The sequence below is a fragment of the Ensifer sp. GW823-FHT05D09 genome (assembly GCF_058795755.1).
In genome coordinates, this window is record NZ_JBXAIA010000017.1 from 1 (window position 1) to 26,207 (window position 26,207).

Sequence of the window (26,207 nt, forward strand, 5' to 3'; positions counted from 1 at the left end):
TAAAAGCCCGTCAGGTGAAAACCGGCGGGCTTTTGGCGTTCTCGAGCCACGCAAAAGAAAAACAACAAGACCGTGCAGTGCGGGGAGGTGGCCGGAGCATCTGTGGGAACCATCCCAGCCGGCTGAGGGAGGACCACCTCTCACGCCGACATTAGCGGATGCGGCGCCCATGTTGGCGACGCAGGCGCTGGCCTTGCCTCCTGGCCTGTAGGAGCGACGGTGTCGCGCCGGAGTTGGATCGATGCCATGACATTTCGATGATGCCGTCAGATGCGGCGACAGCACTGCCAGAAACTGAGCATCGAGGCAGGGTTTTCCAAACTCACTCGACCTTGTCCTAGGCGGACCGCAATCCCCCTGATCCGGCGGTGCTGAAGGGTTCAGCGTTGCGGACAGAGAAAGCGGGTCAGCAGCAGGTGCATCATCGGGCGCTCCTGCTCCGGCTTGAAGCCGGGGTCGACGGCGATCCGTCCGAAGATGCCGTCGATGATGGCGGCGATCCACCGCGCGCCCGCTTCCGGATCGATCGCGGTGTCGATCTGTCCGCGGTCGTGCGCAGCATTGATGACGGCGGAAAGGGCGGCGCGCAGCTCCGCGTCGTTCGCGGCAACCAGTTTGCCGATGTGTTCGTCACGCATGGCCTCGGCGGCGATTTCCAGCGCCAGGCTGGAATAGACGGGGTCGGCTGCCAAACCCAGCACGACGTCCATGAAGCCCAGAAGTGCGGCGAAAAGATCAGGCGCTTCATGGAGTTCGCGGAAAAACTCCGCCGTTTCTTGACGTTCCTCCTCCACGATTGCGGCAATGATGGCGTGCTTGGTCGGAAAATAATGAAAGAGATTGCCTGGGCTCATCCCTGCCTCGGCACAGATTTCCGCGGTCGATGTGCCGTGAAACCCCTTGCGGGCAAAACAGGCGATGGCGGCGTCGAGGATGACTTGCCGCCTTGCCGCATGTTTCTCCGGGTCGATCTTGCGCATCGTGCTTCTCCCCAATGGTCCAGTTTCTTTAATAGACTAATCGATCTGGTATGCGGTGCAGGCGCATACGATGTCAAGAGAAGTGCCCCGATGACGGATGACACCATGCTCCCGCAATGATTGTATGTGATCGCCTTACTCTTGACGCGTTTATCGAATGAAATTATTAGACTGACTGATCGAATAAATAATTTCCTCCGAACGCCATAATTAGGAGCCGTCGACGTTGTGCTTGCTGCCAGAGTGGTGGCGACGTCCGGTTCCGTCAGCGAAAGCCAACCAGAATGAGACGTTCTCCAGCTCTGAATGCAGCCATCGTCGCCGTCTTCGCGCTTGCTGCGACTGCGGGTCAGGTTCGCGCCAACGAGGCGGCGGCATCCGTCAGCGCCGATGTCCACGCCGCAAGCCGCACCGTTTCAACGCTTTTGGCCGACAGGCAGCCGCAGAAGTGGCTGCGCTCCTTCGCGGGCATTTTCGTCGCTCGGGAAGAAATCGCTGTCGGGACGACACTGACTGAGCAACGGATCGCCAAGGTCGAGGTCGAGGTCGGCGACCGGGTGGTTGCTGGCCAGGTGCTCGCCCGTCTCGAAACCGAGATGCTGGAAAACTTTCTGCGTGAGGCGGAAGGGCGGGTGGCGCGCGCCAGTGCGGCGGTTGCCCAGCAGGAAGAAACTGTCCGGCAGGAGGAAAAGAAGCTCGATCGCGCCCGGCAACTGCGCCATCTGAAGGCAGAAACGTTCCTCGAAGAACGGGTTTCGGCCGTCGCCATTGCGCTCGAGGCGGTGAAGGTGGCGCGCGCCGACGATGCGCAGGCCCAGGCGCTCTTGGCAGAGGCACGCCGCAAGCTCGAGCGGGCCGTGATCGTCGCCCCGGCCGCCGGTATCGTTTCCGAACGGCTTGCCCGCGCCGGCGCGCTCGCCGGAACGGAGCCGCTGATGCGGCTCATCCGCGACGGCGAGATCGAGCTTGCTGCCGAAATTCCGGAAAGCGAGCTGCCCTTGCTTGCCGTCGGTCAGAAAGTAAAGGTCAAGCTTTCCGGCCGCACGGACGCGATCGAAGGCCAGGTCCGGGTGATCAATCCGAAGATCGATAGCGAGACACGGCTCGGCACGGCCAAGATAACGTTGAAGACCGACAAGCCACCCTATGCCGGAACGTTCGGCCGTGCGGAAATCGTCGTGGCTGAACGCATGGCGATCATGGTCGACGATTCGGCGCTGCTTTACGGCACCCCGGACGGCATGCCCTCAGTGTTCATCGTCGAGGGCGGGAAGGTCAAGCGCAAGACTGTCCAGGCCGGAATGCGCCAGAACGGCAAGGTGGAGATCCTATCGGGTCTGGACGCCGGCGAGCGCGTTGTTGCCAAGGCCGGCGTTTCTCTCCGCGAGGGCGAGGCCGTCGCCATCAAGGACATTGTTCCCGCTCAGACAGGCGTGCAGAAATGACCAGCAACATCTCCGCCTGGGCAATCCGTAAGCCCGTTCCGACGATCGTCCTGTTCGTCGTCTTGACGCTGGTCGGCATCGCCTCTTTCCTTCGCCTGCCGGTCAACGCAAATCCGAGCGTCTCGTTTCCCGTTGTGACCGTGACGATCACCCAACCGAGCGCCCAGCCTGCGGAAATGGAAACGCAGGTCACGCGTCGCGTCGAGGGCGTGGCGGCCGGCCTGGTTGCCGTCAATCACATTCGCTCGACGGTCGCCAACGGCATCTCGACGACGACGGTCGAGTTCAAGATCGGCACCGACCCGGATCGCGCTGCCAACGACGTGCGCGAGGCGGTCGCCCAGATCCGCTCCGATCTGCCGCAGTCGATCCAGGAGCCGGTGGTGTCGCGCGTCGACGTCGATGGCAGCGCCATCATTTACTACACCGTGCGCGCGCCCAACATGTCCGCGGTCGAGCTGTCATGGTTTGTCGACGACACCCTGAACAGCGAACTGCTGACGCTTGCGGGTGTGCAGAAGGTTCAGCGTCTCGGTGGCGTCAACCGCGAGGTTCGCGTTTCGCTCGATCCGGAGCGGCTGCTGGCGCTGGGCGTCACTGCCGATCAGGTCAACACCGCGATGCGCGAACTCAACACCAATGTGCCGAGCGGGCGTGGCGAGATCGGCGGGCGGGAGCAATCGATCCGCACGATCGGCAGCGCCACATCGGTCGAGGATCTTTCGCGCCTGTCGGTACCGATTTCGGGCGGCCGCTGGGTCCAGCTCTCGGACGTTGCAAAGATCGAGGACACGTCTTCCGAACCGCGCAATTTCGCCCGGCTCGACGGCGAACCGGTCGTCAGTTTCTCGGTGTCGCGCAGCAAGGGTGCGAGCGATACGGTGGTTGCCGATCGCGTTGCCGCGCGGTTGGCTGAAATCCAGGCGCGCACACCCGGCATCGAGATCAAGGAACTGATCTCGCTGGTCGAATACACCAAGGAAAGCTACGATGCGGCGGTGACGGCGCTGCTGGAAGGGGCAGCCCTGACGATCGTGGTCGTCTTCGCGTTCCTGCGCAACTGGCGGGCAACTTTGATCTCGGCGCTTGCCATGCCGCTGTCGATCCTGCCGACCTTCATGGTCATGGATTTTCTCGGTTTCACCTTGAACAGTATCAGCCTGCTGGCGCTGACGCTTGTCATCGGCATTCTTGTCGATGACGCCATCGTCGAAATCGAAAACATCGAGCGGCACGTGGACATGGGCAAGCGGCCCTTCCTAGCTGCGATCGATGCAGCCGACGCAATCGGGCTTGCGATTGTTGCGACGACGCTGACAATCGTTGCGGTGTTCGCGCCCGTCAGCTTCATCGGCGGTGCGGTCGGGCAGTATTTCAAGCAGTTCGGCCTGACGGTCGCTATCGCCGTGCTGTTCTCCCTGGCAGTTGCCCGGCTCCTGACGCCGTTGATGGCAGCCTATCTGCTCCGACCGAAGGCAGCACCTCATCATGAGGCCAAGCGGTCGCGCATCGGCGATGCCTATGTCCGCGTGCTCGGCTGGACGCTCGATCATCGCAAGACGGCGCTTTCCATCGTCGCCCTCATCTTCATCGGTTCGATCGCGCTTTTGACGATGTTGCCCACCGGTTTCCTGCCGACGAGCGACAGCAACCTCTCGACCTTGAAGGTGACATTGCCGCCGGGCACGCGGCTCGAGGAAACGGCCCGCGTCTCGGATGAGCTGACCCGCAAGATCAAAGAGCGCCCGGAAGTGGACAGCGTGCTTGCGACGGCTGACAGCCTCAACCGGGTTGACCTGCTGATCAAGCTTCGCCCGCGCAAGGAGCGCGAGCTCGACCGAAAATCGTTCGAGCTGTCCCTGCGTCCATTGCTCGTCGAGACCCCGGACATCCAGGCGACCTTTGCCTCCGAGCAGGGGGCGAAGGACCTGTCGATCTATCTGACCAGCGACGACGCGGCGGCGCTGACCCAGGCGGTGCGCCAGCTCGAAAGAGAGATGCGGGCGATGCCGGGCCTCGTCAACGTGCAGTCGACCGAACCGCTGCTATCGCCAGAATTGCTGGTGAAGCCGCGTCTCGACGAGGCGGCCCGCCTCGGGGTCTCGGTGACGTCGATCGGCACGGTTGCGCGCATCGCCACCATGGGCGACAGCGAAAGCAATTCGGCGCGGTTCAATCTCGGCAACCGGCAGGTGCCGATCCGGGTGATGCTCGACGAGGGGGCCCGGGCGGATTTCGATACGCTGCGCAATCTCAGGGTTGGGACCAATTCCGGCAAGCTGGTGCCGCTGACGTCCGTGGCCGATATTTCCTTCGGCGCCGAGGAGGGCAGTGTCGAACGCCTCAACCGCAAGCGCCTGATGGCGGTAGAGGCCAATCTCAACGGCATCACGCTTGGCACGGCGTTCGACGCGGTCTCCGCCCTGCCGGCGATGAGCAAAATGCCATCAGGCGTTTCGCAGGCGAATTACGGCGAAGCGGAATACATGTCGGAAATGTTCCGCAACTTCGCACTTGCCTTGCTCGCCGGCATCCTGATGGTTGCGGCGGTGCTCGTCCTCCTGTTCAAGGACTTTCTGCAGCCTGTGACCATCCTGATTGCCTTGCCCCTGTCGATCGGCGGTGCAGCGCTCGCGCTCATTCTCTTTGGCGCTGCGCTCGATCTGTCCTCGACGATCGGTATCCTGATGTTGATGGGTATTGTTTGCAAGAACTCGATCCTGCTGGTCGACCACGCGATCGTCTGCCGCAACGAAGGAGCGGACCGGCGAGCGGCCTTGCTCACGGCAGGCACCACCCGCGCCCGCCCGATCATCATGACGACGATCGCCATGGTTGCCGGCATGGTGCCGGCGGCGATCGGCGTTGGTGCCGATGCGGCCTTCCGCGCGCCGATGGCGATTGCCGTGATCGGCGGGTTGATCACATCGACGATGTTGAGTCTCGTCTTCGTGCCGGTGATGTTCACGGTGATGGATGATGTCAGCGTTCGCCTCGGCCGCCGGTTGAAGCGCCTGTCATCGGTGACCGACGAGGACAAGATCGCCGACGCGGCCCGCAGCGGCAACCCCATCCTGTCCGGCTCGTCTCATTGAACCGCGCGGCCTATTCGAAATAGTTGACGAGCCGTGTGTCGCCGACGGCGTGTACGCGGCAGTCGACATCGAAGATCGCCTGCAGGCGTGACGGCTCGATCATGTCCTTTGGTGTACCTTCGAAGGCAAGCCTGCCGTCGCGCATGGCGACGATGCGATCGGAATAGGCAGAGGCGAAGTTGATGTCGTGCAGCACGACGACAACGGTCTTGGCGAAATCGTCGGCCAGGCGCCGCAGCAGCTTCATCGTCTCGACTGCGTGTTTCATGTCGAGGTTGTTCAACGGCTCATCGAACAGCATGTAGTCGGTATCCTGGCAGAGCACCATGGCGATGAAGGCGCGCTGGCGTTGGCCGCCGGACAACTCGTCGAGGAACCGGTGCTCGAAGGCCTTGAGCCCGACATAGGCGATCGAGCGTTCGATATGCTCGACGTCACCCGCCGTCAGCCGGCCCTTCGAATAGGGGTAGCGACCGAAGGCGACGAGGTCGCGTACGCTGAGGCGTGCGGTGATATGGTTGTCCTGGCGCATGATCGACAGGCGGCGGGCAAGCACGTCGCCCGCCGTGCGGCTGACGTCGAGCCCGTCGACCAGAACCTGTCCCTCATCCATCGGCATGAGGCGGCTGACGATCGACAGCAGCGTTGATTTGCCTGCACCGTTCGGACCGATGATCGAGGTCAGCCCACCGGTTGGAAGCGTCATCGAGACCCGGTCGACGACAGCGTTGCTGCCGTAGGATTTGGTGACATCGCGGATTTCGATCATCGGGCGGAGCCTCGAACAAGCAGAAAGATGAAGACAAGACCACCGACGAATTCGATGACGATGCTGAGCGCGGTGTTGAAGGCAAAGAGCCGCTCCAGGATCACCTGGCCGCCGACGAGCGTGACGATGGCAAGGCAGACAGCGATCGGCAGCACAAAGCGATGGCTCGCCGTCGGGGTGATCTGCCAGGCAAGGCTTGCGACCAGAAGGCCGAAGAACGTCACCGGCCCGACGAGCGCCGTGGAAACCGAGACGAGGACGGCGATGAGCACAAGCAGGATGGTAACGGTGCGGTGATGGTCGACGCCAAGCCCGATGGCGCTCTCGCGGCCGAGCGACAGCACGTCGAAGGTCGGGAACAGCCGCCAGAGAACGAAAGTGACGGCGGCGACGGCGACAGCGGAAATACCGAGAAGATCGGCATTGACGGTGTTGAAGCTGGCAAACAGCCGGTCCTGCAGCACCACGAACTCGTTGGGATCGAGGATCCGCTGCAGGAAGGACGAGAGGCTGCGGAACAGGCCGCCGAGAATGATGCCGACGAGCATCAGGAGATGCAGGCTGCGGGTGGCGCCTGAAAACAGCGCCCGGAACAGAAGCACGGAAAAGCCGACCATTGCCGCCGTCTCGATGACGAACTGAAGCCGCGGGTCGACGGCGTTGGCGCCTGCCGCCCCGAGCGCGAACACCATGACGGTCTGCAGCAGCGCGTACATCGCATCGAAGCCAATGATCGACGGTGTCAGGATGCGGTTTCCGGAGATAGTCTGGAAGAGAATGGTCGAGACGGCGATCGCATAGGCGACGAGGATCATGCCGGCAAGCTTGGTGCCGCGGAAGGAGAGGATGAACGCCCAGCTTCCCTTGGCGCCAAGCGTCATGAAGGCCAGCATCGACAGGAGCGCGAGCACTGCCGTCACAAGCAGCGTTCCGGCGGGCGATACCCTCTTGATGTCAGCCTGCATGGGCGCGCCTCGACAGCAGCAGATAGAGGAAGACAACGCTGCCGATGACACCCATGACCGTTCCGACCGGGATCTCGTAGGGTGCGATGATCATGCGGCCGACGATGTCGCAGGCGAGCACCAGCCCTGCACCGGTGGCGGCGATCAGCGGCAGGGTGCGCCTGAGATTGTCACCGACCACCAGGCTGATGACATTCGGCACGATCAACCCCAGGAACGGCACCATGCCGACGGTGGCGACGACCGTGGCCGTCACCATCGATACGATGCAAAGCCCGAGCGTCACGACCTTGTTGTAGTCGAGGCCGACATTGCGGGCGATGTCCTCGCCCATGCCGATGACGGTGAAACGGGCAGCGGTAACATAGGCGATCAGCGTCAGGGCAAAAGCGATCCACAACAGTTCGTAGCGACCGCGCAGCACGCCGGAGAAATCGCCCGACATCCAGGCGCCCATCGACTGCATCATGTCGTATCGGTAGGCGATGAAGGTGGTGACCGAGCTGATGACGCCGCCGAGCATGATGCCGACAAGAGGCACCATCAGCACTGAACGCAGCGGGATCTGGCGCAGAATCTTGAGGAACAGTGCCGTGCCGGCGAGCGCGGTGAGGGTGGCCACGGCCATCTTGCCGGCGACCGGCAAAGTGGGCGCGAAGATCATCGTCACGAGCATACCAAGCGCCGCCGATTCTGCCGTACCTGCGGTCGACGGTTCGACGAAGCGGTTGCGGGCGAGCATCTGCATGATGGTGCCGGCGACGGCGAGCCCGGTTCCGGCGAGCATCAGTGCAAGCGTACGCGGCACCCGGCTTTCGACGATCAGCAACCAGCCGCGCCCGTCGCCGTCAAGCCCGGAGGCGAGGCTGCCGACACCGGTCAGGACGCTGACGACGGCAAGCAGCAGGATGACGGGGACGGCAATCAGGAGTGACTTCATCGATCGGTCTTTACGTGCGCCGGTGCTTCAGTGAATGGCCCTTCGTGGCCCGCTTGTTGCCGTTCATCCTTCCGTTGCCTCCGAGCAACTTGAGATCGGTTTTACTTGCATCCGTCTCGGCACCGCCAAGCGGCGGACGGGAACTGAGCTTCCTTCATATATATGAGATGGTTAGTCAAGTTTCGTCGTGCCAAGCGCCATTGTCGGATGGTCGCATGCTGGCTCGTCGCTTTTGCACGACAGCAAACGGGCTTGTTGCCCTCTTTGGAAAATCGCGCTAGGACGGCTTAAAACATGAGGAAATAAGTCATGAATGTATCTCTATTTTCTAATGCTCTTCGTGGCGCCGTCCTGACGGCCGTCCTGGCTCTGGCGCCTGCCGCTGGCGCCGAAACGTTGAAAATCGAGCACAGCAGCGGCACGACGGATGTCGAAAAGTCCCCGAAGACGGTGCTGGTTTATGATTTTGGCATGCTCGAAACTCTGGATATGCTCGGCGTGCCTGTCGCCGGCGTTCCCGGCTCTGCCATCCCGCCGTCCCTCGAAAAATACAAGTCAGACACCTATCCGAAGATCGGTACGTTGTTTGAACCGGACTATGAGGCGGTCAATGCTGCCGAACCCGATCTGATCATCGTCGGCGGCCGTTCGCAGTCGAAATATGCTGAGCTTGCCAAGCTCGCGCCGACCATCGACCTGACCAACGACGACAAGGACCTGATCGGCAGCGTCAAGAAGAACGCCGCCATTCTCGGCCAGATCTTCGGCAAAGAGGCGGAAATCAAGGCTGCGTCGGACAAGCTCGACGCCTCGATCGTCAAGCTGCAGGGTGTCGCCAAGGATGCCGGCACCGGCCTCATCCTGCTGACGACCGGCGGCAAGATCAGCGCCTATGGCAAGGGTTCGCGCTTCGGCGAAATCCACGACATCTTCGGCGTCGAGCCGGCCGATCCGAAGCTCGAGGTCGCAACGCACGGGCAGGCAGTGTCCTACGAATATATCCTCGAGACCAATCCGGACTGGATCTTCGTCGTCGACCGCGACGCGGCGATCGGCCAGGAAGGCCAGCCGGCCGCGGCCCTCCTCGACAACGAACTGGTGCGCCAGACTAAGGCCTGGAAGAACGAGCGGGTCGTCTATCTCGATTCAGCCAAGCTTTACCTGACAAGCTCGGGTCTGAAATCCGAACAGGATATCGTCGATCAGCTGACGCAAGCGCTGAGCAAGAAATAGGCTTGAACTTTTCACGAGGGGCGGCTGGAGCAATCATGCCGCCCCTTGTCGTGCCTTTGCCTGCCCATCGATCCCATGCAGATTGGAGAAGACAATGTTGAAAGCCACGAGCGGTTTTGCCACCGAACGCGCCTCGCAATACCTGCAGCAGATGTCCAAGCATTTCGCGCACAAGACATCGGTCGAATATACCGAAGTGGATTCGGTGGCGGCGATTGGTGTAAGCACCGCGCGCATGACTGCCCGCGGACACCAGTTGTCGTTCGTCGCGGAATCGCCAGATGCCGAGGCGCTGGCGGAATGCAAGGATGTGATCGAACGCCACATCATCCGCTTCGCATTTCGCGAGGAGCTGAAGGCTCTTGACTGGACCGAAACCGCGGAGTGAGCGGTCGGTCGTCTCCTGCTTCCACGCCTTCAATGCTTTATTCGTGATCCTGTTTCTCCAGGCTTGCCCGGCCGGGCCTGCAGGTGCGCCGAAATGCCTGATGGCAGCGATGGTTCAAGCAAGGGAGGTGCCGTCGGGAGTCGCACGGATGCATCGAGCGTTCGTTTCGGCGCCACCAGGACCCTCGGCGGCGATGGGATTGACACCGGGGATTGCGCTGGTTCGGGAACCTCGTCCTGTTGGCCTTGCAATGCTTCCCTCAGGCGAATGACAGCGTCACGTGCTTTCAACTTGCAGCGCAGGTGATCCGGATCGTCCGAGAGGATGTCTTCGAAGCTCGTGAAAATTCCGAGGGCTTCCTCGCCTCGGCCAGTTGCGCACAAGGCGACGCCGAGCTTGTAGCGCACGAGGCTGAGGAGCGGGTGGCGGGCGAGCAGTGCTTCGAAGGTTTCGGCTGCTTCGCCGTAGTGTCCCTGCGCCATCTGGCTGTCCCCGAGCCGGTGTTGGATCTTGCCGGCACCCGGCATCGTCGCAAGCAGCCCCTTATAGAGATACTCGGCCTCGTCGTGCTCGCCCTTGTCGTCGAAAAGCTGGGCGAGGCCATAGCGGGCGCGGGTGTGTGTCGGCATGGTGTGGATGACCTGCCGGTAACCGGGTTCTGCCCGATCCAGCCGTCCCTGCTTGTGTAGCTCAACGGCGCGCTCGTAGACATGTTCGATGCTGCGCGGGTTGAGGCAGTTGCGCAGATTGCGGCCGGATAGCGTTCTGACAAGCATGCTGCGAATACGGCGTTCCTCGACACCGAAGGCGTATTTATAGGCCTCATTGCCGCGCAGGAAGTCGTAGATCCGGTATCCCTCGGCAATCGCATCGCGAATGGAAAAGCCGTGCAGCAAAAGCCCTGGGGAAGGGGTGGTCCATTCCTCGTCGCGACCGGTGATGTAGAACAGAACCGTCTTCTTCTGCCGATCGAGCAGATTGGCAAGCACACCGAGCGGCCGGTCCTGATACCAGAGAACGGGAACGTCGAGCGCACCCTGATTGAAAGCGTCGAGCAGCATCTCCCTTGTCAAGGTGATCAGGCGGTCGACCTTGCTGCCCTTGCGCTCCGCCCATTTGATGCGCCACAGCCGGAACAGCGTGTCGAGATCACGTTCGATCGTCTCACTCGTCGCGTGTGTAATGCGGTAGTCGGACGACGCCTCGACCATGCGCATGAAGCGTCTGAGTTTCTGGCGGGTCTGGGCGCTCATATGCGTTGCGAGATACGCCTCCCAGCTTTCCGGCAGGACCACATAGGGGCAGATGGTATTGTCGATGTTGTCAGAATTGCTGCGCTCGTTGCTTTTCTGCGAGAATTCGGTTTGCGGAAAGGCCGCCAGAAGACGATCGAGCCGCGAAGAGGCGGTGTAGAAATAATCGAACGTGAGGGTCGTCCAGTTCTCCCTGCCGATATAGGCGGAGAAGGCATCGGCCGCCGCGTCCTCCAGGCCGGGCCGACACAGGAAGCCGGTGTAATCGGCACCGTAGTTGCCCGCCATCCGGATTTCGTCGCAGAAGAGGTTGGTCTTTTCGTCCTGGTAGGTCGATACCTTCAATGGCAGGAAGGCGCAGTAATGGGCATCGCCTTCCTGCTTCAGCGCCAGAACAAACCAGCGATGACGGTGCGACAGATACTTGTGCAGCCATTGCCAGGAAAGAAACAGATGGGCTTCTGGATCTTCGAAATAGATCCTGTCCCAATCTTCGCGAATTTTCTCAAATTCTTCTAAAGTCTCAAAAATATCTATTTTCATAACGCCCTCGGTACGCAACTAAAAAATACAATTATTAAAGAATATATCCGGCTCGTTTGTTTGCAAAACGACCTTAGGTACTAGTCAAACCATAGCTCGGCTGTACTAATGATATCATCCGAATGCGCCGTGTCGTCTACGGACGATCGAGGCCACGCTTCCGCCTCAAGAGCATTTCCAGGAAAAGTGCGAAGCGGTTTTCCGTCAGGAAATGCGTGAAAACTGAGTGCCAGAGCATTTCCAGGAAAAGTGCGAAGCGGTTTTCCGTCAGGAAATGCGCAAAAACTGGGTGCCAGAGCGTTTCTGTGACGCTGTCTAGACCGGAAACGCTCTAGATCGAACGCTCGTCGAAATTCGGCCGGGAGCGAATGAACGCCCACAGGCTTTTGCTGATCTCGGTGATCTCCTGGATTGCGGCTTCGAGCCGCTCCAGCTCGCGGGCATCGAGCTGCTCGACCTTGCCGTAGCGTATGTCCTTGTCGCCTTCCACCAGGCGCATCAGCTGGGTGCTGGAAATCTCGCCCTGCTCGTCGAAGGAGTAGATGCAATGGTTGTACTTGTTGCGCATCTTCGACTGCTGCTTCAGCCGGTCCATGATCGAAAGAACGTTGTCGCGCGTGTCGACGGGGATCGCCGGCAGCTTGGCCAGGCGTTCGGTCAGATCGATGCGGGCGCGCGTGGTGTTCAAGGTCAGGAAGACGACGATCGCCTGCTCCTTGTCGACACTCAGCAGATGGGCAATGACGTAGATCAGCAGGCTTTCGGTATTGGTCCAGACATAGTTGAGGCGGCCGACAAGCAGAAGCACCTCGTGTATCGCTGCCATCAAACGTCTCCCCTATCCGCCACCGGTGGCACCCTGCCATCACCGACGATGCGCATCTTGACGGAAATACACGCGCCTTCAAGGCGTGTGCCGATCGCCGGTGAAAACCCGAAACCTGCAGGCCGGTCCTGTCTTGCGCGGACTTCATTCGCAGCCTCCCCGCTTCGCCTCAGGTTTCCTTGAAGGCGCGCGACATGCTGTCGGTGATCGGCTTCGTCAGATATTCGAAGAAGGTGCGCTCCGACGTGGTGATCAGCACTTCCGCCGGCATGCCCGGCACCGGATGGAAACCGTGGATGCGGTGGATCTCGCTGACAGGAACCTCGACGCGGACGATGTAGACATCCCGCTGCTGGCCGCCGCTTACCTCTTCGACCGAGTCGGCGGAGACGTAAAAGACCTTGCCGCTCAGCACCGGCGTCGTGCGGCGGTTGAGCGCCGACAGACGGATGGTCGCGTCCTCGCCCACGCGCAATTGATCGATGGAGGTTCGCAGCACCTGCGCCTCGATGATCAGCGGCACGTTGGCCGGCAGAATTTCCATGATCGGCTTGCCCGTCGCGATGACGCCCCCGGCGGTATGAAAATAGCTGCGCACCACGGTGCCGTCGACGGGCGACCGGATGGTGGCACGGCCGAGAACTTCGCTTGCCTCGCGCAATTGCTCGCGCACGCCATCGAGGTCGGATTCGGCAGCTTCAAGTCCATCGAGCGCCGCTTGCTTGTTGGCATTGACGGCGATCACCGCCTCCTGGCGATAGCGGTCGATCTGCGACAGGCTTTCCTTGACCTCGGCGTCAAGTCGGCCGATCTCGCCCATGGCATCGGCAGCAGCGCGGTCGAGCGCCATCAGTTCCGATTTCTTGATCAGGCCGCTTTCGGCCAGCTTGCTCTTGGCGGCGCGCTCCTCGTTGAGAATGTCCAGTTGCTTGTTGAACGATTCCTGCTGGCGCTCGTAGCCTTTGGCGCGGAACTCCAGTGACTTGATGTTCTGGTCGATGAGGTTCAACTGATCGTCGAGCTTGATCTTCTTGCTGTGGAAGTTGACGTTCTGGCTCTCGATGATCGCGTGGATATCGGGATCGCTCGCCTCTTTCTTGACGATGTCGGGGATCTTGAACGTGTCGCTGCCCATGGCTTCGGCGCGCAGCCGCGAGACCACCGCCTCCAGACGCAGCCGCTTCAGATTGAGCGCGCGCTCGTTGGCGCGCGACGGCGTCTGATCGAGCTTGACCAGAATGTCGCCGGTCTTGACCTTGTCGCCTTCGGCCACCAGCATCTGCTCGATGATGCCGCCTTCGAGGTGCTGGATGATCTTGTTGTTGCCGTTGGCGACGAAGCTTCCCTGGGCAATGATCGCGGCCGCCAGAGGGGCTGCGAAAGCCCAGTAGCCGAAGCCGCCGAATGAGGCGAGGATCAGCGCCAGGCCCGCCATGCTGTGCAGCTTGATCGATCGCGGCACCTCCGAATACCACTCGACGACATGTTCTTCGGCGGCGTTCTTTTTCTCGCGGCTCATGGTCATTCTCCGGCGATACGGGGTGCGGACTTCTCGTCCTTCGGCTTGGCGCCGATGGCCGCAAGCACGTCGTTGCGCGCACCGAACATGGCAACCGTGCCTTCGTTCAGCAACATGATCTTGTCGACGCATTGCAGCAGCGCCGGACGCTGGGTGATGGTGACGGTGGTGATGCCCTGCTTCTTGGCATGCAACAGCGCCCGGGCAAGCGCCGCCTCGCCATTGCTGTCGAGATTGGAATTGGGCTCGTCCAACACCACGAATTTCGGGTTGCCGAAGAAGGCGCGTGCGAGCGCAATGCGCTGTTTCTGGCCACCGGAGAGCGGCGCGCCGTCGGCAGCAACGATCGTCTCGTAGCCTTGCGGGAACGAGGCGATCAGTTCGTGCACGTCGGCAAGAACGGCCGCTTCAAAGATCGCGCTGTCTTCGACATCGTCGCGCATGCGCGAGATGTTGGCCTTGATGGTGCCCGGGAAGAGTTGCACGTCCTGCGGCAGATAGCCGATGCTTTCGCCGAACTGCCGTTGGTCCCAGTTTCTCAGGTCCATGAGGTCGAGGCGGACATTGCCGGAGGTCGGAACGATCGAGCCGACGAGCATCTTGCCGAGCGTCGTCTTGCCGGAGCCGGAATTGCCGATGACGGCGAGCGATTCCCCTTTGTTGAGCGAGAAGGAAATGCCGTTGAGGATCACCCGCTTCTGCGGCGGCGGCACGAACAGGATGCGTTCGACATCGAGCCGGCCTTCGGGCTTCGGCAGGCGCAATCGCGGGAAGTTCAACGGCGAATTGACCAGCAGCTGCTTGATCCGGCCATAGGCGGCACGCGAATGGTTGAGCTGGTTCCAGCCTTCGATCGCCCCTTCGACAGGCGCAAGCGCACGCCCGGAGATGATCGACGCGGCAATGACCATGCCGCCGGTGATGTGTCCGTCCATCGACAGGTGCGCGCCCCAACCGAGCAAGGCGACCTGGGTGAACATCCGCACTGCCTTCGAGGCGCCGGTAAAGACGATGCTTCGGTCCTGAGCGTAGACCTGCGACTTCAACGAGCCCGCGGTTTCGCGGCCCCACATCTTCACCGCTTCCGGGATCATCGCCAGGGCGTTGATGATCTGCGAATTGCGCGCCATCGAATCCAGGTGGAAATTGGCGCGGCTGAGGAAGGCATTGGCTTCGCTGAACGGCTGCGACGTCGCCTTCTGATTGAGGTAGGCGATCACGAACAGCACGACGCAGCACATGATGACAATCAGGCCGAGCTGCGGCTGGATGATGTAGACCACCACGACAAAGAATGGCATCAGCGGCGCATCGAGGAACGAGATCAGGGTGCCGGAGACGATGAAGGAGCGCAGCTGCTGAAGGTCGCTCAGCACCTGATAGTCGCGACCGTTGCCGTGCAATGATGCTCGTGCGGCGGCACTCAAGATGGGCGCACCGAGCTGGACCTCCATTTCGACCGCCGTGCGCATCAGGATGAAGCGGCGGATGGAATCGAGGATGACCTGAAGGACGATGGCGCCGAGCACGGCGATCGTCAGCATCACCAGCGTATCCTGCGAGCGGCTGGTCAGCACCCGGTCCGAGATCTGGAACAGATAGATCGGAATGGCGAGGACCAGCACGTTGATCGCGATGGTGAAGGCGATGACGATCATCATGTTGCGGCGAACGATGGCCATGCCGTTGCGCAGGCTCGCGGCAAAATTGACCGGTCCCATACGCTTGTGGAACGTGTGCTTGTCGCCGCCACCGCCACCGCCGCCACCGTTGCCATCAGTGGGCACACCGTTGTTGCCGCCGCCATCGCGCACGGTCGGACGGCGGTCATTCTCCTTCAGCGGCCCCGGGTCGTTGTCGATCGTCTGTGGCAGGGGGCGACCCGGTCGGCTCTTCACATCATCGGCCGGGTCGCTGTCGTTGCCACGACGCGCGGTGATTTCCGGTTGAGCAGGGTTTCCTTGTCCGTCGAGCGGTCTGGCTGGCGGCGCTTCTGCCGGAGGAACCTGTTCCGGTGCAACCTTGGCGACCGGCACCTCGACGATCGGTGCTTCCATCGGCACCACTTTGGCTTCGACGTCCTGCGGCGGCGCACTTTCCCGGCTCTGCCACAACGCGCCCTCGCGCCGCGGGCCGAAATGATAGCCGGCCTGTTTTTTCTCGGTATGACGGATGGGGTTTGCCAGGGAATGGGTAACGGCCAGCAATTCAGCATCGGAATCGTCGTGGGCCACGGGCGTTTCGGTGCGTTTCGCGGGCTCGGAAACGGCTTCCTGTTTCGGTGCGTCGTCGTCCCGCGTCATGCGGATATCGAGCCCGACTTTCCGCAGGCCCTCAACGGCCTCGTTGATCGCGGCGATGCATTTGTCGGTCAATGCAGCTTCAAGCTCGTCGACCGCTTCCAGAACCGGCTCACTCTGTACCGGCGTTCTGCCCGCACCGCCACGCCATTTCGAAAGATCGTTCATGCCTTCTCCCCGTCATTTTCTTGTCAGGTCAGCACCGTGTGCATGACGTCGTTCCATTGGCCGTTGGACCAGGACATGTCATGGCCGGCGTCGATGACCGTGTCGGTTTGATGCGATGGCGTGTCGTCGTCGCCGATGAAGGCGATGACTTCATTGGCAAGTCGGTCGCCCTTGGGCGTCACGTCCGATGAGCAGCTGTCGTTATCGACGATGCCGGCCTGGATCAGGATGGCATCGGAATAGACTTGTCCGCCGACATAGGTCGTGTGACCGAAGCTGTCGTAATCGATGATCTGAGCGGTGTTGACGATCGTGTTGCCGCCGGTGTGGATCGTGACGTCGGCGCCCGGGTTGTTGTCCAGGATCTTGTTGGCGATATAGCTGACCGAGTCGGCGTCGCCGAGAACGCTGATCTGCTTGATGACGTTGACGTCATAGAGATTGCCGGTGATGTAGAGAACGTTCAGGCCTTCATAGCCCTGGAAATTGAAGTCCTGCGAGAAGCCGGAAGGCAGCTCGTTGACGCGATCGTTGATGTTGTCGACCGCTTTCTGGATGTAGTCGGGCATCGCCTCGAAGCGATCGTTTGCACCGATGTTCTGGATCGACGCCTGGTTCCAGATCAGGTTTCCGCTCTGGTCGACGGTCATGCCGTTGCCGGCTGTGATGCCCTTGACGTGGTCGTTGTCGTAGAACACGGCGACCTGGGTGATCATGTTCATGTCCAGGATCCTGCCGCCGACGATCACCAGGTCATATTGATCGCCGACACCGAGGAAGGATGCGAGGTTCACCACCACGTTGCCGCCGGTCAGGGCCGTCGTCTGGACGCCGCTGGTGGTAACGGTCACCGTGTCGTTGTCGTTGAGGAAGTTGTATTGCTCAACCCAATGCACGAAGGACACGTCGCCATCGACCATGCTGACGCGCCAGGAATTCGGAAAGATCGAGGACTGCGCGGCATCATCGTCGTGGTCGGATGACCCGGAATGATAGGACTCACGGCCGAAATTGGCGATGTTCATCGCGACTGTGCGCGAGGCGGATTCGGCCGAGTTGTCGCGCAGAACCTTGTCCAGCTTGTCGTTGTCGGCATAGACAAAGGATTGGGAGATCACGTCGATCTGGTGGTAGCCCCCCATCACCGCGGTTACCGGGGCGATGATACCGGTCTCGACGATGCTGACGATGTTGGCGACGATGTTAGCACCGGCTTCGACGTAAACGGAGTTGCCGCTCTTGCCCTCTTCCTGGAGCGGGCCATCCGCCCCTTCGGGATCGGCAACCGGCTGCGCCAGCCCACGATCAGGCATGAAGTCGGCAAGAACGGGCGCTTCGTCGACGCGCAAGCCGTTGACGTAAACACCCTCGATGCTGTCGGCGGCCAAGGTGAAGTTGCCATTGTTGTCCAGCGGCAACGTGTCGGGAGACACCGTTACGGGAAGCGTGATCGTATCGTCGAGCGGATCGGCGTCGTTGGGTTGGTCCGCGAGCGCAACGGTCGCACCGGGATCGGCGCTGGCTTCCGGGTCGCTGCCTGATGCCGGCGGCTCCGGTGGCCGGTTTGCCGCGGCATAGCTCGACACATCGTCGGCGATTTTCGAAAGGCCCTCATAGGTGTCGACGCGGGTATAGTTCGCGAAGGGCGTGGCATCCGTGGCCTGCTCGCTGAATTCGGCGAGCTTGTAGGTGACGTAGGTCGTGTCGCGGCCAGCCTCCGTCGTGTCGGTCGTGTTCAGAACATCGTCGTCGCGCACCATGTTCGCCTGCACGACATGGGCGATGACCGAGCCGGGTCCGTCGTGGACGACCAGCTTGTCTTCGATGGGGGCGTCGTCCGGTTGGCCGAAGTTGCCGAACACCTTTCCGGGAACGACGTTGGCTGAAAGGGCGACCGCATCGGCAAAATGATCGCCGAAGCCCCGAATGCGCCCGAAGAGATCCACTTCGGCAATGTCGTCGGAGGGTGCCCGGTAGGGCACTTCAGGATCGTAATCGATCAACTGGAACGGCGAGGTGAAGTCGGTCGTCCTTGCTTCGCCCTCGTCGAGCTGCTGGATGCCCTCTTTGAGATCACCGCCGTCAAGCTGCTTTTGTCTCAGCCGTGCTTCATCGGTATCCGCCTCGAACATACCGATAAAGTGGGCGATGACTTCATTGACTTTTTCCGTATGCATCGTCCCGATCCTTCCCTTTTTTCCGCATCAAAGGGAGACTTCGGCGGGCTTAGACAGGCATGCCCCGGTAAAAGATACGAACCGATCCGAAATCAAGTTTCCGCGACTGCACCGGCCACGGAGGGCCGGTGCAGTCTTCTTTTGTGAAATGGATCGATCAGCCGTCGGTGTCGTGTCCGACATCGGTGGTATGCGAGTTGCCGCCAATGACGCTGGAGTCGACAGAGTTGCTGACGAGGTTCGCGCCCTGGACGATTTCCTGATGAAAGCCGGAATTTGCCAGGATCGCAGACGAGTCCGACGTCGTGCTCCCGTTGATACCGTCGCCGGCCTTGAGATCCCAATCCGACTTGGTGTCGAAGTTCAGACCATCGCCGCCATCCGAATGCCCGCCATCTGCGCGCAAGTCGTTGTTGGCGTCGGCGTTGTTCATCTTGAAGTCGTAGGCCTGATCCTGATCGGCAAGATTGTTGGCCTGAACCACGCTGAAGCCGGTATTGTTGCCGGCGCCTTCCAGCGAGTTGTTCAGGATGTTGTCGACGTTCAGGTTGAACGAGAAGTCGTCACCGAGATTGAAGGTGAGATCGCCACCGGCGATGCCGAGGTTGTCGAAGTCCTTGACGTCCTTGAGCGTCGCAAAGTCGTCGTCCGATTTGGTGATGATGTCGTTGTCGGAGGACGAGTAGTTGTTGCGGTTGTCGCCGTTTTCGTTGGCTTCGGTCTTGATGTCGGTATCGATGTCGGTCTTGGTGGTAACCTTGCTGTCGTAATCCCACTCGTAGGAATTGTCGCGGTTATCGCCATTGTTCTTCTGGTCGATGTCGGTCTCGACCTTGCTGTTGTCCTTGTAATCGTAGTCGTAATCGTAGTCGGTCGAGCTGTCGGTGTAATTGTTGCGGTTGTCGCCGTTTTCGTTGGCTTCGGTCTTGATGTCGGTATCGATGTCCGTCTTGATATGGGTGTCGTTGTCCTGCGAACTATCGCTGTAATTGTTGCGGTCATTGCCGTTGGCGATGCCAACGTTGCTCGTTGAGCCGTCGTCAACGTTCAGATCATTGGCGGCACTGGTTGCCAGTCCATCGGCGAGAGCGCCGACTTTCAGATCATCATCGGCCTTGATGCTATCGTCGAGCAGTGCGGACATGTGGTTCTCCTCCTGAGAAGGAGCCAGCACCGAAACCCCTACATCTTTTATGGGGTTTTTATCCGGGGCTGGCTCTTTTTTTTGAAGTTCAGATGATGCTCCCGCGGGATATTCATCTGTCGGGTTTCGATATATTTCAGTGTTATTTTAAATATATCTTTTTGGCGGTTTAATTACCGCACTCAATCATTACGTGTGATAATGTCGTTGTTTTTAATACTGGTTTACACGTTATTACGCTTACGCATTCACACGGTCCGCGAACCAGAACGCACACACATTTCCCTGGCTCGGATCGCACGAAACTCAAGTGCGACTTCAGGAGTTTCGCTCCGAATGCGGTGAGGCGATAGACATCAATTGGAGCTATTAGGCCCTTTTCTGGGCGAATATCGTGCGGTTTTTCTGGATTTTCCGCATCATAAGGGTTTGTTAAGATTTATGAATTTGTACGTTTAAGAGGTGCTGGCGCTGACCCGACGAGTGCGCCCCAGAGTGGAGTGAGGTCTTGCCAGGCACCACGTGAAGTGGGATCCTCCTCGCCGAGGATAGCTATTAGGAAGTATTACTAGGTATTCTCTGGAGGCCGCGTCTGGCGGAGCACTATTTCTGGCGCCTGTCGCGGCCCTGGAGAGGGTGTCCGGGCTTGGGCCGCCGAAGGAAATGCAACAGATGGAAAGGCTGATTAGCCTGGGGTTAGGGCCGCTTCAGCCGTTCGAATATGCCTATGCTATACATTTGATTAAGGAATGACCCAAAGATGGTTCGATTTAGAACGATTTAAGGTCGATTCCGGAGGGCTTCTAATCCTTTTGGGTTGTTCCACCCCTCTTCTCTTTACGATACATTAGCTAGTGCGAATTTTCCGTCTGTGGGGTGAGTTCGCATTATTTCACTGGTTATGAATAAATTTGCTGAGATGGGCGTAACTCCGAGTCAGGCTGGCGCACCCATAAAAATAAATGGGAAAACCCAAGGAGGGCGTAATGCATCCTGAAGGCTCCAACGTGGGCGATTTTGAAGATAACAACAAAGCTTTGTCGCAAAAGAAAAAGATTGTCATGCTTGCCAAGATCGACCTGTTCGCCGAGTGCCTCATGCAGGCGGTCGGCTCGCGGTTTCCTGGCCATGACGTCGTCAGTCTTTCCGACCCCGACAATTTGCTCGACGGCAATCTCGTCGATGTAAGTCTGATCATGCTTTACCGCATGTCCCCCAAAACGTTTCCGACCATTCTGCGGACCATCCACGAGTTCCATCCCAAGGCCTCGATCGGGTTGGTGGTAGATAATGCCGAAGAGCTCGATCCGTCGATCGCCGGCTTCGTCGAAGAGCGGCTGATCCATGGCGTTCTTCCTCTCAATCTGCACCTCGATGTCTGCCTCGCGGCGATCGATCTGTTGATGAAGGGGGGCGAACATTTCCCCGCGGCGCTGTTGCGACGGCTGTCGGTGGACCCCTTTGCCTCGACCAAGCATTATGGCCGGCAGGCGGAAGTGTCCGATGCGGCAGTCTATGCCAATGCCGCAAAGCGGCGCCGGGAAGCCAGTCTGGGTGGGTTGACGACGCGCGAAGTGCAGATCCTCGATCTGATCTGCATGGGGACCCAGAACAAGATCATCGCCGATCGTCTTGGATTGTCGGAAAACACCGTGAAGGTCCACGTCCGCAACATCTACAAGAAGATGAACGTGCGCAACCGCACCGAAGCGGCATCGCGCTATTTCACCACCGACGCGGATTCCGAACACGCGGCAGGACCGTTTTCTTCGCGCTGGAAAAACTGACGCCGTAAGGCATCGGAACTGAGGCTTTTGCCGCTCTTCGTCTCTCGGCGAATGTGGGCGCTGGTGGACTCGGTTCGTATGTTTGCCTCGAATGCTCTCGTGTCGTTTTCAATTTTGCTGTGCCGATCCGGGCGGGCGCGGCAGGTGTTGTCGTGTCCGCAAACAAGGCCGCGATGCTGCGGATGTCGAGTGCCGAAAGGCAGTGGATGTATGGACAGTTAAAAGCGCTGATGCAGGATTTCGTCGCAGGAGGAATTTGCCTTTCTGCAGCCGCATGTCCAACCAGGTTGCTCTGGTGAAGTTAACTATAAATTTTAAATTAGTGGCTATAGCCACGATTACTCATATGTATAGTTGTGTCCTGTTGATTCAGCTATAACTATTATAACTTGATATTATTAGGTACCTTTCATTTATTATTTTGTATCCGCATTGACGATTGATTAATGATTTGCTAATCATCTTATATAGTGATTTCGGTGGAAGAATTCGTGGTTCTTCTTATTTTAAGTTTATTGTGTCGGGTTGTGTTTTGAATTCTTGATAAAGATAATTTCCTTATTGTAGCTTTCATTCATGGCTCGTCTCCAATCACCAGATGCAATGGTGTGTATAATAATTGGAGGTGTGTAATGCGTAAGGTCGGTCGCGGTGAGCTGTCGGTCGTCGGCAGACAGGATTTTCTCAAGAAAGTTGCAGGCATACCCAAACGAATACTGGTGACCGGAGGCGGTGGATTTCTCGGGTCACATCTTTGCGAAAGACTTCTTTCCCTGGGGCACAGCGTTGTCTGCCTCGACAATTTCTCGACCGGGCGTCGGGAGAACCTTTCCCACCTTAGCGAGATCAGCCGCTTCCACATTGTGGAACACGACGTTCGCAAGCCCTTCCTTTTCGATGTCGACGTCATCTTCAACTTCGCTTCGCCGGCGTCGCCGCCGGATTACCAGGCCGACCCTGTGGGAACGTTGATGACCAACGTGCTCGGCGCCATGAACGTTCTGGAGAACGCTCGGGCCACCGGCGCCACGGTCGTGCAGTCCTCCACCTCGGAGGTCTACGGTGATCCGCTGCACAGCCCGCAGCGCGAAAGCTACTTCGGCAACGTCAACCCCATCGGGCCGCGGGCCTGCTACGATGAGGGCAAGCGATCGGCGGAAACCTTGTTCTTCGACTATCACCGCACCTATGGGGTGAAGACGAAGGTTGCGCGGATCTTCAACACCTATGGGCCGCGCATGCGCCCCGACGACGGACGTGTGATCTCGAATTTCGTGGTCCAGGCGCTGCTCGGCAAGGATCTGACGATCTATGGCGACGGCCAGCAGACGCGCTCCTTCTGTTATGTCGACGACCTCATCGAGGGCTTCATCCGGCTGTCGATCTCGGACGACAAGTGCATCGGTCCGATCAACCTCGGAAACCCGGGCGAGTTCACGGTTCTCGAACTTGCCGAGATGGTCCTCTCGATGACCGGCTCGCGCTCGTCGATCGTCCATCGTGCAGCGGCCGTCGACGATCCGCGTCAGCGCCGACCGGATATTTCCCAGGCCATGGCAGAGCTCGGCTGGGAGCCGAAGGTCGCGCTCCGCGAAGGCCTTCACCGCGCCATTGCCTATTTTGATCGCCGCCTGGGCACATCGGATCTCGCCATGGCGGGAGAGGCGGTATGATATGTCGCGCGTCGTTCTTGTCACCGGCGGAGCCGGCTTCATAGGCAGCCATACGTGCAAGCGCCTCGCCGAGGCCGGCATCCTGCCCGTTGTCTTCGACAACCTGTCGACGGGGCATCGCACCAATGTCCGCTGGGGACCGTTGGTCGAGGGAGGGCTTGAAGACACGGGACGGATCGTCGAGGCGATCCAGACCTTCAGGCCCGAATGCCTGATCCATTTTGCCGCCTCCGCCTATGTCGGGGAATCGGTCGAGGATCCCGGAAAATACTATCGCAACAATGTCGCCGGCAGCGTTTCGTTGCTCGAGGCCTGCCGTCAGGCGGGGCTGAACTGCATCGTCTTTTCCAGCACCTGCGCGACCTATGGCGTGCCGCCGAGTTTGCCGATCACCGAGGACACGGTCCAGCTGCCGGTCAATCCCTACGGCCGCACAAAACTGATGATCGAGCTGATGCTTGGCGATTATGCCCGGGCCTACGGGTTCCGATCCGTCGCCCTGCGTTATTTCAATGCTGCAGGCGCCGACCCTGATGGGCAGCTGACCGAGCGGCATGACCCGGAGACCCACCTGATCCCGCGGGCATTGATGGCCGCGGCCGGGCGTGTCGACAGGCTCGACGTCTTCGGCGATGACTATGCGACGCCGGACGGCACCTGCATCCGCGACTACATTCACGTCGTGGACCTGGCCGAGGCGCATGTTGCCGCTGTCGATTATCTGCGCAACGGCGGCGACCCGCTCAAGGCCAACCTCGGTTCGGGCCGCGGCACATCCGTCCGCCAGGTCATCGACGCCATTCACCAGGTCACCCGCAGGCGGGTTCCGGTCCAGCTTCTGGCGCGTCGGGCCGGCGATCCGCCGGTGCTTTATGCCGACACGACCTGGGCACGCCAGACACTCGGCTTCCGGCCGCAGCTGTCCGATATCGAAACCATCATCAAAACGGCCGCCCCCGGCTTCGGGCTGGAGGTGCGGTCATGACGAGCAGGTTCTCATCCGTCGAATCCGCCGGGACCGACGCGTCGGTAGCAGCGCCAGCAGGGGATGCGCCGGTGCCGCTCGTCGCGCTCTTTTCCAAACGCATGCGGATTGCGAACGCTTTCGGCATCGCAGCCTGGGGGGCGGCGTTCCTGTACTTCTGGGCCTGGTGGCTCGACCCCACCCATGTCACCCATTGGCCGTCCTACGTCATGATTACGATCGTGGTCGGCTGGATCACGTTGCTGCCCGCCTATTTCATCTTCATTTTCGCAGGCGCCAAGGTGGCGGGGAAGAGCGGCCGGGCCGTACCGCCTGGGCGTATCGCCATGGTGGTGACCAAGGCGCCGTCGGAGCCTTTCGCCGTTGTTCGAAAGACGCTGCTGGCGATGCTCGACCAGATCGGCTGCGACTACGACGTGTGGCTGGCGGACGAAGATCCGTCGCCCGAGACAATCGAATGGTGCGCGCGGCAGGGTGTGTTCATTTCGACGCGCAAGGGTGTGGCAGACTATCATCGCGCCACCTGGCCGCGGCGCACCCGCTGCAAGGAGGGAAACCTCGCCTACTTCTATGACCATTACGGCTACGACCGCTACGATTTCGTCGCCCAGTTCGATGCCGATCACGTGCCCGAGCCGACCTATCTCGTCGAGGTTTTGCGGCCGTTCAGCGATCCTGATGTCGGTTATGTCTCGGCACCGAGCATCTGCGATGCCAATGCCAAGCGCAGCTGGTCAGCACGCGGCCGCCTTCACGCCGAGGCGAGCCTGCACGGCTCGCTGCAAGCCGGCTACAACAACGGCTGGGCGCCGCTTTGCATCGGCTCGCATTACGCCGTGCGCACCAAGGCGCTGAGAGAGGTCGGCGGTCTGGGACCCGAGCTTGCCGAGGACCATTCGACCACGTTGTTGATGAATGCCGGCGGCTGGAAGGGCGTGCATGCGCTGCAGGCGATCGCCCATGGCGATGGGCCAGCAACCTTTGCGGATCTCGTCATCCAGGAATTCCAGTGGTCGCGCAGCCTGGTGACGATCCTGCTCAAATATTCGCCGGTCTATGTGCCGCGATTGCCGATGCGGCTGAAATTCCAGTTCATCTTTTCGCAGCTCTGGTATCCGCTGTTTTCCCTGTTCATGGCGCTGATGTTCCTCATGCCGATCATCGCGCTGGTCATGGGCCGCAGCTTCGTCGCCGCCACCTATCCGGACTTCGTGCTGCATTTTGCGCCGCTGTCGCTGGTTCTGGTCGGGCTTGCCTATTTCTGGCGCTCCACGGGCACGTTCCGTCCTTTTGATGCGCGGGTGCTCAGCTGGGAAGGCATGCTGTTTCTCTTTGCCCGCTGGCCATGGTCGCTGCTTGGCTGTGTGGCGGCCGTGCGCGACCACATCAGCGGCTCGTTCGTCGACTTCCGTATCACGCCCAAGGGCACGGGGCCGGCAGCACCTTTGCCATTGCGCGTGATGATGCCCTACCTCCTGCTTTCGCTCGGCTCTGCCCTTGCGCTCTGGCTCGTCACCGATGCCGGGACGGCGCGCGGCTTCTACATCTTTACCGGCATCAATGCCCTTGTTTATGCGGGACTGGCCGCCACCATCCATATCCGGCATGCGCGTGAAAACCGGCTTGCGCTCGTGCCGCGCACAGCGATGACGGCACTGACCGGCGGCTGCCTCGTGATCATCTCGGTGCTGTCGGGGCAGTCAGCCATGCGCCACGGGGCGGAGGCGACCGAAGCCCTGTCACAGGGGCTCGGATTCGTCGGGCTGACCGAAGCGAAGTTTTCGGTCGCCGGTGCCGGGCAGGGCGGGTCGGACCTCAGGGTCGTGCGGTTTCATTTGAAATGGAAAGGGTTTTCGCCAGCCGTAACTGACGCGCTGGGGAAAGGCTCCGGCGTGCCGGAGGTGACGGAGACGAGGGTTACCAGCAAGGTGGGGCGGCTTCAGGCATCGCTGTAAATTCAGCCTGCCTCAGCCCACCCCATCACACCGCAAACGGCCCTCAAGCGAGGAGAAAAAGT

At 60.2% G+C, this 26,207-nt stretch carries 18 protein-coding genes; 8 read left to right on the forward strand and 10 right to left on the reverse strand.

Annotated elements, in window-relative coordinates:
- Positions 1-380: 380 nt before the first annotated feature.
- Positions 381-980 (reverse strand): TetR/AcrR family transcriptional regulator, encoded by a 600-nt coding sequence (locus AC1Q80_RS29550; protein ID WP_492362799.1) that lies wholly within the window; start codon positions 978-980, stop codon positions 381-383.
- A gap of 284 nt (positions 981-1,264) precedes the next feature.
- On the opposite strand from AC1Q80_RS29550, the gene AC1Q80_RS29555 reads away from it, so the two are divergent.
- Both AC1Q80_RS29555 and AC1Q80_RS29560 read left to right on the forward strand, forming a co-directional pair.
- Complete coding sequence (locus AC1Q80_RS29555) at positions 1,265-2,425, forward strand: efflux RND transporter periplasmic adaptor subunit (RefSeq protein WP_492362800.1); 1,161 nt, start codon at positions 1,265-1,267, stop codon at positions 2,423-2,425.
- A complete protein-coding gene (locus AC1Q80_RS29560; RefSeq protein WP_492362801.1) occupies positions 2,422-5,520 on the forward strand; it encodes an efflux RND transporter permease subunit in 3,099 nt (1,032 codons plus the stop codon). Before AC1Q80_RS29555 ends, AC1Q80_RS29560 begins: the two co-directional genes overlap by 4 nt.
- Positions 5,521-5,530: 10 nt before the next feature.
- On the opposite strand, the gene AC1Q80_RS29565 is transcribed toward AC1Q80_RS29560, so the two are convergent.
- Genes AC1Q80_RS29565 through AC1Q80_RS29575 form a run of 3 tightly spaced genes read right to left on the reverse strand, consistent with a single transcriptional unit; the run spans position 5,531 to position 8,194 of the window.
- Positions 5,531-6,289, reverse strand: coding sequence for an iron ABC transporter ATP-binding protein (locus AC1Q80_RS29565; protein ID WP_492362802.1), 759 nt, complete (start codon positions 6,287-6,289; stop codon positions 5,531-5,533).
- Positions 6,286-7,254, reverse strand: a complete 969-nt coding sequence (locus AC1Q80_RS29570) for an iron chelate uptake ABC transporter family permease subunit (protein ID WP_492362803.1) — start codon at positions 7,252-7,254, stop codon at positions 6,286-6,288. The genes AC1Q80_RS29565 and AC1Q80_RS29570 overlap by 4 nt, the downstream gene beginning before the upstream one ends.
- Positions 7,244-8,194 carry an ABC transporter permease gene (locus AC1Q80_RS29575; RefSeq protein WP_492362804.1) on the reverse strand — a complete coding sequence of 317 codons (951 nt, stop codon included), beginning with the start codon at positions 8,192-8,194 and terminating at the stop codon, positions 7,244-7,246. The genes AC1Q80_RS29570 and AC1Q80_RS29575 overlap by 11 nt, the downstream gene beginning before the upstream one ends.
- Positions 8,195-8,503: 309 nt before the next feature.
- On the opposite strand from AC1Q80_RS29575, the gene AC1Q80_RS29580 reads away from it, so the two are divergent.
- Entirely contained in the window at positions 8,504-9,427 is a 924-nt protein-coding gene (locus tag AC1Q80_RS29580) for a siderophore ABC transporter substrate-binding protein (protein WP_173423787.1), read from the forward strand.
- A 94-nt stretch (positions 9,428-9,521) separates the two neighbouring features.
- A complete protein-coding gene (locus tag AC1Q80_RS29585) occupies positions 9,522-9,815 on the forward strand; it encodes a DUF2218 domain-containing protein (protein ID WP_173423786.1) in 294 nt (97 codons plus the stop codon).
- A 29-nt stretch (positions 9,816-9,844) separates the two neighbouring features.
- Here AC1Q80_RS29585 and AC1Q80_RS29590 read toward each other — a convergent pair whose 3' ends face one another.
- The 6 genes from AC1Q80_RS29590 to AC1Q80_RS29615 form a co-directional block, all read right to left on the reverse strand.
- Positions 9,845-11,611, reverse strand: coding sequence for a GNAT family N-acetyltransferase (locus tag AC1Q80_RS29590; protein ID WP_492362805.1), 1,767 nt, complete (start codon positions 11,609-11,611; stop codon positions 9,845-9,847).
- A gap of 331 nt (positions 11,612-11,942) precedes the next feature.
- The gene (locus tag AC1Q80_RS29595; protein WP_173423784.1) at positions 11,943-12,437 is read right to left on the reverse strand and encodes a hypothetical protein; all 495 of its coding nucleotides are present in this window, start codon (positions 12,435-12,437) and stop codon (positions 11,943-11,945) included.
- Between the two features lie 169 nt (positions 12,438-12,606).
- Positions 12,607-13,956, reverse strand: coding sequence for an HlyD family type I secretion periplasmic adaptor subunit (locus AC1Q80_RS29600; RefSeq protein ID WP_173423783.1), 1,350 nt, complete (start codon positions 13,954-13,956; stop codon positions 12,607-12,609).
- 2 nt (positions 13,957-13,958) lie between these two features.
- The gene (locus AC1Q80_RS29605; RefSeq protein WP_492362836.1) at positions 13,959-16,013 is read right to left on the reverse strand and encodes a type I secretion system permease/ATPase; all 2,055 of its coding nucleotides are present in this window, start codon (positions 16,011-16,013) and stop codon (positions 13,959-13,961) included.
- Between the two features lie 434 nt (positions 16,014-16,447).
- Positions 16,448-18,601, reverse strand: coding sequence for a hypothetical protein (locus AC1Q80_RS29610; RefSeq protein WP_492362806.1), 2,154 nt, complete (start codon positions 18,599-18,601; stop codon positions 16,448-16,450).
- A gap of 157 nt (positions 18,602-18,758) precedes the next feature.
- The gene (locus tag AC1Q80_RS29615) at positions 18,759-19,745 is read right to left on the reverse strand and encodes a fibrinogen-binding protein (protein WP_209793220.1); all 987 of its coding nucleotides are present in this window, start codon (positions 19,743-19,745) and stop codon (positions 18,759-18,761) included.
- A gap of 986 nt (positions 19,746-20,731) precedes the next feature.
- Here AC1Q80_RS29615 and AC1Q80_RS29620 point away from each other — a divergent pair.
- The 4 genes from AC1Q80_RS29620 (at position 20,732) to AC1Q80_RS29635 (ending at position 26,145) form a co-directional block, all read left to right on the forward strand.
- Positions 20,732-21,532, forward strand: a complete 801-nt coding sequence (locus AC1Q80_RS29620; RefSeq protein WP_077504893.1) for a LuxR family transcriptional regulator — start codon at positions 20,732-20,734, stop codon at positions 21,530-21,532.
- A 632-nt stretch (positions 21,533-22,164) separates the two neighbouring features.
- Positions 22,165-23,205, forward strand: a complete 1,041-nt coding sequence (locus tag AC1Q80_RS29625; RefSeq protein WP_173423779.1) for a UDP-glucuronic acid decarboxylase family protein — start codon at positions 22,165-22,167, stop codon at positions 23,203-23,205.
- A 1-nt stretch (position 23,206) separates the two neighbouring features.
- Positions 23,207-24,190: a UDP-glucose 4-epimerase GalE gene (gene galE / locus AC1Q80_RS29630; protein WP_492362807.1), complete on the forward strand. Its 984-nt coding sequence runs from the start codon at positions 23,207-23,209 to the stop codon at positions 24,188-24,190.
- The gene (locus tag AC1Q80_RS29635; RefSeq protein ID WP_492362808.1) at positions 24,187-26,145 is read left to right on the forward strand and encodes a glycosyltransferase family 2 protein; all 1,959 of its coding nucleotides are present in this window, start codon (positions 24,187-24,189) and stop codon (positions 26,143-26,145) included. Before galE ends, AC1Q80_RS29635 begins: the two co-directional genes overlap by 4 nt.
- Positions 26,146-26,207 lie beyond the last annotated feature (62 nt).